Source organism: Coprococcus sp. RTP21204st1_G4_RTP21204_210225, assembly GCF_040915385.1.
Taxonomy (GTDB): Bacteria; Bacillota; Clostridia; order Lachnospirales; family Lachnospiraceae; genus Allocoprococcus; species Allocoprococcus comes.
Window position 1 is genome coordinate 1 of the sequence record NZ_JBCPDP010000038.1, and the last position, 6,905, is coordinate 6,905.

General features: G+C 56.0%; 12 protein-coding genes. 4 read left to right on the plus strand and 8 right to left on the minus strand.

Features of this window, described 5'->3' with window-relative positions:
* Nucleotides 1-83 precede the first annotated feature (83 nt).
* From AB5213_RS16665 to AB5213_RS16700, 8 genes are all read right to left on the minus strand, one after another.
* On the minus strand, nt 84-329 hold the full coding sequence (locus tag AB5213_RS16665; protein ID WP_055168020.1) for a hypothetical protein: 246 nt from the start codon (nt 327-329) through the stop codon (nt 84-86).
* Nucleotides 326-553: a hypothetical protein gene (locus AB5213_RS16670; protein WP_055168018.1), complete on the minus strand. Its 228-nt coding sequence runs from the start codon at nt 551-553 to the stop codon at nt 326-328. Before AB5213_RS16670 ends, AB5213_RS16665 begins: the two co-directional genes overlap by 4 nt.
* A 191-nt stretch (nt 554-744) precedes the next feature.
* Nucleotides 745-918, minus strand: a complete 174-nt coding sequence (locus AB5213_RS16675) for a hypothetical protein (protein ID WP_156058770.1) — start codon at nt 916-918, stop codon at nt 745-747.
* Between the two features lie 176 nt (nt 919-1,094).
* Nucleotides 1,095-1,361, minus strand: a complete 267-nt coding sequence (locus AB5213_RS16680) for a hypothetical protein (RefSeq protein ID WP_250799193.1) — start codon at nt 1,359-1,361, stop codon at nt 1,095-1,097.
* 597 nt (nt 1,362-1,958) lie between these two features.
* On the minus strand, nt 1,959-2,453 hold the full coding sequence (locus tag AB5213_RS16685; protein ID WP_368276988.1) for a hypothetical protein: 495 nt from the start codon (nt 2,451-2,453) through the stop codon (nt 1,959-1,961).
* A gap of 166 nt (nt 2,454-2,619) precedes the next feature.
* On the minus strand, nt 2,620-2,874 hold the full coding sequence (locus tag AB5213_RS16690) for a hypothetical protein (RefSeq protein WP_368276989.1): 255 nt from the start codon (nt 2,872-2,874) through the stop codon (nt 2,620-2,622).
* A gap of 128 nt (nt 2,875-3,002) precedes the next feature.
* Nucleotides 3,003-3,308 (minus strand): hypothetical protein, encoded by a 306-nt coding sequence (locus AB5213_RS16695; RefSeq protein ID WP_368276990.1) that lies wholly within the window; start codon nt 3,306-3,308, stop codon nt 3,003-3,005.
* Between the two features lie 323 nt (nt 3,309-3,631).
* Complete coding sequence (locus tag AB5213_RS16700) at nt 3,632-3,889, minus strand: hypothetical protein (RefSeq protein WP_368276991.1); 258 nt, start codon at nt 3,887-3,889, stop codon at nt 3,632-3,634.
* A gap of 147 nt (nt 3,890-4,036) precedes the next feature.
* Between AB5213_RS16700 and AB5213_RS16705 the strand changes: the two genes are divergently transcribed.
* The 4 genes from AB5213_RS16705 to AB5213_RS16720 all read left to right on the plus strand — a co-directional run.
* Nucleotides 4,037-4,420, plus strand: coding sequence for a hypothetical protein (locus tag AB5213_RS16705; RefSeq protein ID WP_368276992.1), 384 nt, complete (start codon nt 4,037-4,039; stop codon nt 4,418-4,420).
* Between the two features lie 253 nt (nt 4,421-4,673).
* Nucleotides 4,674-5,027 carry a hypothetical protein gene (locus tag AB5213_RS16710; protein WP_117774019.1) on the plus strand — a complete coding sequence of 118 codons (354 nt, stop codon included), beginning with the start codon at nt 4,674-4,676 and terminating at the stop codon, nt 5,025-5,027.
* Nucleotides 5,024-6,169, plus strand: coding sequence for a phage replisome organizer N-terminal domain-containing protein (locus tag AB5213_RS16715; protein WP_368276993.1), 1,146 nt, complete (start codon nt 5,024-5,026; stop codon nt 6,167-6,169). Before AB5213_RS16710 ends, AB5213_RS16715 begins: the two co-directional genes overlap by 4 nt.
* A 131-nt stretch (nt 6,170-6,300) precedes the next feature.
* On the plus strand, nt 6,301-6,905 hold a 605-nt coding region (locus tag AB5213_RS16720; protein ID WP_368276994.1), incomplete at its 3' end, for an ATP-binding protein.

Consider the following 6,905-nt stretch of genomic DNA (forward strand, 5'->3'; position numbering starts at 1 on the left):
GTACTCGACCCGCTTGCCACTACCGATAACATCCCCTGCGCAGACCTGCCACGGGCGCAGGGGCTTACTCCCCGCGCCCATCCTTACGGCTCCAAATAAATCTCGACCATGATGCAACGCTGCGTCTCGTCCTCGCAGGAAAGCCAGGACGGGTTCAGTGTGAAAGAACTCACGTCATCCTCCCCATGCTGCAAGACCAGCCCGCGTTTGCCAAAGAAAGTCGCTCCCGTTATGAGTCCAAACTCCCATTCCTCTGGATAATGGACGCGAAAGCGGTAACAATCCCCTTTCAGGCTATCCATCAACTCCTTGACCTTCATTCCGCTCATCCCTCGTCCTCCTCATTTTTCAGCTCGATACAGATGGTCGGCTCGACCTCCATGAGCGGGAAGATATAGCCGACCTCCCTTTCAAGGATTTGCGGGTGTTCGTCAGGGTAGAACTCCTCCGCATCGCCTAGATAGTGCTCAATCGTAGTACCCGTCGAATCATAGCTTCGAATCGCGATTTCACCCTGAATGTAAGTCTCCTCGAACAGCTCCCCGAGCGTCATGCTTCCTCCTCTAGCCGATTCCGTGACCGAATATGCGGGCATCCGTGCAGGCATCCTCAAAAAGACTGTAATCGCCGTCAAACCCGAACTTTTGACAATAACGCTTGATGAGCCTTTCGTACCTATCGTAGTCCTCATCGGCATATGCCCGGTTCACTCGGTCGATTGCCCTGCGGCGCTCCTCCGTGTCTTTAGGCTGCATAGCGACTCCCCGCAAGCTCCACGCCGTAACGCGGTGCGATACGGTCGCAGACGGCATCGAGCGCATCCTCGTCCATCCGTGCCATCAGCTCTTCGCAAAAACCCTCCCAGCCAATCGCGTCCACGAGGACGTTGACCTTCTCCGTAACATCCAAAGTAGCCATCTTGAAGTCCCTTCTGCCTTTGGGCGGCTCCGGTGCCGTCCCTCTTGCTGTCTACAAATATAGCAGGCTGGCATACCAGCAAGCAGGAAAACACGATATGAGCGGGAAACTCCATACATCCTGCATATTATGCATAGCAAAAAGGGCACCCTCCCGGATGCCCTGAATGTCCATGGCTAACGCCCCACCCTCCAAATCTTTTCCTCGCCCGTGAACGTATCTGTGATTACGCATCTGCCGCCCGCCGCATACTTGAGACCATTCGGCAGCGCTTCCGCCGCCTTGCGGCACCTCGTCCAAAAACTCAGGTACCCGTTTCCGCTGAACCCAACGGCAATCTCATCGTCGAACTCGTCCATCGCATCTTCCGCCGGTTCCGATTCCAGATAGAGTACCACGCCGTTTTCGTTCTCTCGCGTGTAGTGGTATCTCGCCATATTCATGATTCCTTTCCGTCTACTCGGCAAGCCCTTTAACTTGCCTACCCGATAACCAGTATTATAGCATACCAGCACACACCACAATGCGAGACTCCACGCCTTCTCCATGGAACTCGGGTCATTAGGGGCGAGCAGCCCCTAATCTGAGGGAGCGCAAGCGACCGCGCCACGGAGAGACCCCGCGAAACCGTGGGGTGTCAAGAAAAGCCAACCTCCCATCGTGGAGCCACCGACCCTCCTTTCCCCGCCCTCTACCGAGCCGCTGCGGCGTGCCCCGCTTTGCCGCGCCTGCGGCCTATGGTTTCCCGAGAAGAAGGGGTTTTCAACATTCCGATGGGCGGAGGGTTCCTAGACTGACCCGGAGCCTGTCGGAATGTTGGAAACCCCGGCAGGTCTGTCCCCCGTTTCCGCCAAGTAGAAGGCTTTTCCGCGCTTTCAATGGCCGGAGGGTTCCTAGCCCGACCCGCAGGCTGTTGGAAGGGTGGGAAAGCCGCCCCGAGTCCCCGTTCCCGCAACGACCCCGCGCCTTCACGCCGCCCGCAGGGCGGCTCCCAAAAAGCCAAAGAAAAAGGGCATCCGGGAGGGTGCCCTTCACTCGACTTAGCAATCCCCGCAATATCCGTCAGCCCATGCCAGACATTCAGCGGCTCCGCCCTCAAACACGAGATTCCCGTTTTCATCTCCTTCGTAAACCTTGATGTTGATTCTGCTCAGATACTCTTCTGCGCCGATGCCGACCTTGCCGCCGAAGTTGTCGTAAGCGCCCGTGACAACATAGGTGTAGCTCGCAGAGGGCACATTGTCCTCCCCGATGAACTCGATATCGGCATCCGCCATGCACATCGCCTTGAGGAAATGCTGGCACCAGTTTCGGTTATTGAGAATGTCCCTCTCCACGCTCGCTCCCGAAAAGTCGATATGTTGTTCAGGCTTGGTTCGCGATGCCACAACGAGCGAGCTGGCGATATCAATGGCATGGCAGCTGGGATAACCGTCATAGTGGCGATAGAACGTGGCGATGGTCTCCTCTTCCATCTGATTGCTCTCCCAGTTGAGGACAAGGTTCTTGAGGATGGTGACGGACGGCGTGCTCATGGTGTTTCCTTCCTGCCATGGGGCGGCTCGGTTGCCGTCCCTCTTGCTGTCTATAAATATAGCAGACCGGCATACCAGCAAGCAGGTGAACCGTACACTCCATATATCCTGCATATACAAGCAAAGAAAAAGGGCACCCTCCCGGATGCCCCGTGGTTCCTCTGCCCTAATAGTTCACAATCGCCTGATACTCCGGCATACCTTCTGAGAACTCATGCTCGTCTAGCGCATTGTAATAGTCTGTCATCTTGCGAACCATGCACCGGTCGCAATACTTGGTAGCAGAGTCGCGCCAGTCCGCAAATGCCGGATTCGACTTGTCCCATTCAGCGCTGTCGCTAAAGATATAGGGACAACAGGAGCAAACATAGTCAACGGCTTCCTCTAACTTCTTGTCCTTCATGTTCGTCCTTCCTGCCATGGGGCGGCTCCACTGCCGTCCCCCTTGCTGACTATAAATATAGCAGACCGGCATACTAGCAAGCAGGTGAACCGTACACTCCTTATATCCTGCATATAAAAGCATGAATGAACTCGCCGATGGCGTGCCTAAACCTTATACTCGCAACTGCCGTATTCCAGACGGAATACATCATCCATGATGCCATCCTCGCTGTCGGGCACAAGCCTGACGAGACGGATGGTCTCATCCTCCGCATCGGAGCACAGTTCGATGATGAAACCGTCAAATCCCTCCCGCTCGCATCTTGAGACCATCCCGATGCCCTTGCAGTACGCTTCTGCAACGGCAAAGGCATCAAGCGCAGCTTCTCGACGCTTTATCTTCGCCTTGAAGCTCTCCTCCACCCCGTCACCGCCACTGCAACGACTGATGGAAAGCGTGTATCCGTCCATGTCTGTTCCTTCCCTTCACGAACCGCTGCCTGTAACCCTTATGCAGCCTGAGACGGTCGGCGAGCAGGGCTTCCCTTTTTTCGACGGGATTGTCTTTCACATTGTCAGGCATATTTTCCACCCTCTGCTCCCTTCTGGCTAGCTAACAACAAATATAGCAGACCATCAAACCACAAACACGGCAAGCCATAAAACCATCATAACAATGCAGAGAAAAAAGGGCACCCGCGCAGGATGCCCCTTCTCATCTCACACGAACGGATTGGTGCAGCTGGAAGAATGCCGGACGCTGATTGAGGAAGTCCTTCAATATCTTGCCACCTCTATCTGGCACCAAGGAGCGCGATGAAGCCAACAAGTGCGATAAGGGTGCCTAGAACGCAGGCCGTCGCAAATCCGAATGCCGCCATCTTCGTTCCCTCCGGTCGGTACGGCGCGTTGATGTTCATCAGGGATGCGGCGAGAATCCCGACGATGCCGCCGAGGAAGCCGAGGAAGAAGAAGCCTGCCTTCTGCCCGCTTGTAAGCGCGCGTTCCATCGTCATCAGCATCTGGTCTTTCCCCGTATCCTTGGAATACATCTGCCCAATTCCTTCCTTTTTCTTCGCAAAACCGGGGCACGGTGCCTTCGCCCCTGTTCCGGCACCGCGCCCTGCCGGAATCTTACCATCCTCCGCGCGTTATGGCACAATCTGTTCAGGGATGCCGTCAAGTAGGAAGGAAGAACCATGGCTACCATTCAAGATTTCGAGGAGCGTATCGAGAAGCAGAAGGCGGAACTCGCCAAACTCGAAGCGAAGAAAAAGGAACTTGAAAAGAAGATTCGCGAGCGGAACCGGAAGTGGCGCTCTCTGGTCACCCATTCCGCTGGTGAAAGTGTGCTCTCCGCCGTCGGTTGCGCTTGGCAGGAACTCGACCTCGACGCACTCGACCGATTCCTTGCGAGCCATGCAGACGAGGTGAGCGACATGCTCACCGCCCACGGAAGTACCCCGGAGGATGCCAAGGCGCGTCTCGATGCACGCAAGAAGAAAACGGTAAAAACGGAGCCTGTCGCTGATGGTGGGTTACAGGCAGCGGAACCGGATAGCAGCGAAAACTCCGACTGGTAACAGAAAAGGGAGCCGTGTGACCGAAATCACAGGCTCCCTTTTCTCCTGCCCGCACTCCGAGATAAAAGCAACAGGCAGAAAGGACTTTCGCTACTGTAACACAGCGCACCGCCGCACGGGACGCGAATCTGGCAGAACCATCTCAAAACGCGTGTCTAATTGTGAAAGAAGCATGAAATCTGACTGGAAAAGTCCACAAAACAGGACAGATATAGTAAAACATAATCACAGATTGCAAGCAGAAAGGAGCACCATGGATTTCAGCAGCTACTACTACTACATCCCCTTGAACTTCTACGAGACACCTGAGATGACGCTCATCGACCATGAGCCGAATGGGGATTCCGCAACCGTACTCGTCCTCGCCCTGGCTAAAATCCACACGCGCACAGTCACGAAAAACGATGACGGCACGTTCACCATCGTGACCGATGACGGCACGTTCACGGATACCGAAGTCATGGATATGCTCTCCTCCTTCGGCTACCGGGCGAATCACGCCAAGTACACTCATGCCCTCGCGGTTGTCGCGAGGTTCCCACCCTTCGACCACCTCGCCTACTCCGAAGCCGAACGCGATAAGAAGACCCCGGAGGTGTACCGATGAAGCTCCGAGGAGCGTGGCGCAGGGACTACAGTGAGTTCTTCGACACGCAGGAAGCCCTACTCATCGACGCGATGGACAATGCGGACTCCATCTACACCGTCTTCGCCCGTCTACAATCGCTTGCGGTGAAATGCGGCTGCGCCGGGAAGCTCCTTCTCCACGAAAGCGTTCCCTACACCGACGAGATGCTTGCTGCGGTCACCAAGAAGACCGTCCCCGCCTTTCGGCAATGCGTGCAGCCGCTCGTACAGCTCGGCCTTGTCATCTGCGAGGATGGCATCTACGCCATCGCGGACTGGGAGTTCAACCAGAACGTCCCGGCAATCGACGCAATGCGCGAGGGAAACCGCGTGCGCAAGGCTTCGGAGCGCGCCCGTAAGAACGGAAAGGGAACCCGTCAGGTGAAGAAGGATAAAGTGCTCGCATACCTTACCGAGCATCCGGAAGCCACGAATACCGAGGTTGCCGAGAAGACCGGAGTGAGCCGCCCCTCCGTTATCAAGTACCGCAAGGAATATGCGCCAGCACTTCCAGCCCCAAAAGGCGGAAAAATCGTAAAAGATGACGGCACGAAAGTTGACACTGTAAAAATTGACGGTGTAAAAGTTGACAGCTTTGGCAGCAAAGTTGACGTCAATTTTGACGTAAAAGTTGACAGTGATTTTGACACCGGTTTTTACACTGACGCAGACGGTAAAAGCGCAGGTAGACAATCTGCGCAGGTTGAAAATGAAGCTGTAAAAATTGCGTCACGCCCTAAGAATATAGATGATAGATATAAGAATACATCTACATCTACAGCTGTGGCTGATGGGGATGGGATGACAGGTTCTGGAATCCCGACAAGGGAGGAAGTCCGCTCGCACTTCGCGGAAATGGGATTCGCGGTTGACCCCGACCGCTTCTTCGATGTGAACGAGGGACGCGGCTGGCGCACGAACTCCGGCAAGCCCGTCGATGACTGGAAGAAACTCGCCGCAGTCTGGGACAGGAACGAGCGCCCGAAGGCCGCGACCCCTCCCGCACGCACGGAACCGAAGGCCAACGCGGTCGGGAAAATCCCCTCCGTCGAGGAGGTCATGGCGAAATGGGGCTGTGACCGGGAGACGGCTCAGGGATATATCGACGAGAACATGTACTAGAAATGCCCCTGAGAATGCCTGAGAGCCTGTCTATGACACGCTAAATGTCATGTGGCAGCAACTGCCCGAACAAGACTGCAAAGTCCCGTAGACAGGCTCTCAGACAGGGTAACGCAGAAAGGACGAGGTAAATGAGCGAAAACGTAACGAAAACCAAGGAGCAGGACGGACGGAAGCCGGGCGAGGACTATCGCGACGCGGACGGCATCCTCGTCTGCGGGAAATGCGGAGAGCCACGCGAGCGGATGTTCCCGGCGGGCGGAATCTTCAAGGAGCCGCACCTTGTCCCGACCATGTGCCGTTGCCAGAGGGAGGAAGCGGACAGGCAGCGCGAGGAAACCGAGCGGGCGGAGAAAAGGCGTAGGACGGAACGGCTAAGGAAGCAGTGCTTCCCCTCATCCGGCAGGTACGCCTTCTGCACCTTCGATGCCGATGACGGCAGGGACGCGGCGCAGAGCACCGTCTGCAAGGCATTTGCCGCGACCTTCGACCCAAAAGACCCGGAGGGGCTTGTCCTGTACGGGAAGCGCGGCACGGGCAAGAGCTTCCATGCGTCCTGCATCGCGAACGCCGTCATCGAGCGCGGGTTCTCCTGTCTCGTGACCGATATCAAGCAGGTCGTGAACCTGATGGAATCCTCCTTCGAGAAGCGTTCCGGAAACCTTGAGAGAATCCTCGCCCCAGACCTCCTCATCCTTGAAGACCTCGGTGCCCAGCGCTCCACCGAGTACGTCAT

Bases quoted from the DNA above. Each gene is read 5' to 3' on its own strand.
- AB5213_RS16695 (WP_368276990.1), bottom strand. From the start codon at position 3,308: ATGGACGGATACACGCTTTCCATCAGTCGTTGCAGTGGCGGTGACGGG.
- AB5213_RS16715 (WP_368276993.1), top strand. From the start codon at position 5,024: ATGAAGCTCCGAGGAGCGTGGCGCAGGGACTACAGTGAGTTCTTCGAC.
- AB5213_RS16705 (WP_368276992.1), top strand. From the start codon at position 4,037: ATGGCTACCATTCAAGATTTCGAGGAGCGTATCGAGAAGCAGAAGGCG.
- AB5213_RS16675 (WP_156058770.1), bottom strand. From the start codon at position 918: ATGGCTACTTTGGATGTTACGGAGAAGGTCAACGTCCTCGTGGACGCG.
- AB5213_RS16700 (WP_368276991.1), bottom strand. From the start codon at position 3,889: ATGTATTCCAAGGATACGGGGAAAGACCAGATGCTGATGACGATGGAA.
- AB5213_RS16680 (WP_250799193.1), bottom strand. From the start codon at position 1,361: ATGAATATGGCGAGATACCACTACACGCGAGAGAACGAAAACGGCGTG.
- AB5213_RS16710 (WP_117774019.1), top strand. From the start codon at position 4,674: ATGGATTTCAGCAGCTACTACTACTACATCCCCTTGAACTTCTACGAG.
- AB5213_RS16685 (WP_368276988.1), bottom strand. From the start codon at position 2,453: ATGAGCACGCCGTCCGTCACCATCCTCAAGAACCTTGTCCTCAACTGG.
- AB5213_RS16690 (WP_368276989.1), bottom strand. From the start codon at position 2,874: ATGGCAGGAAGGACGAACATGAAGGACAAGAAGTTAGAGGAAGCCGTT.
- AB5213_RS16670 (WP_055168018.1), bottom strand. From the start codon at position 553: ATGACGCTCGGGGAGCTGTTCGAGGAGACTTACATTCAGGGTGAAATC.
- AB5213_RS16665 (WP_055168020.1), bottom strand. From the start codon at position 329: ATGAGCGGAATGAAGGTCAAGGAGTTGATGGATAGCCTGAAAGGGGAT.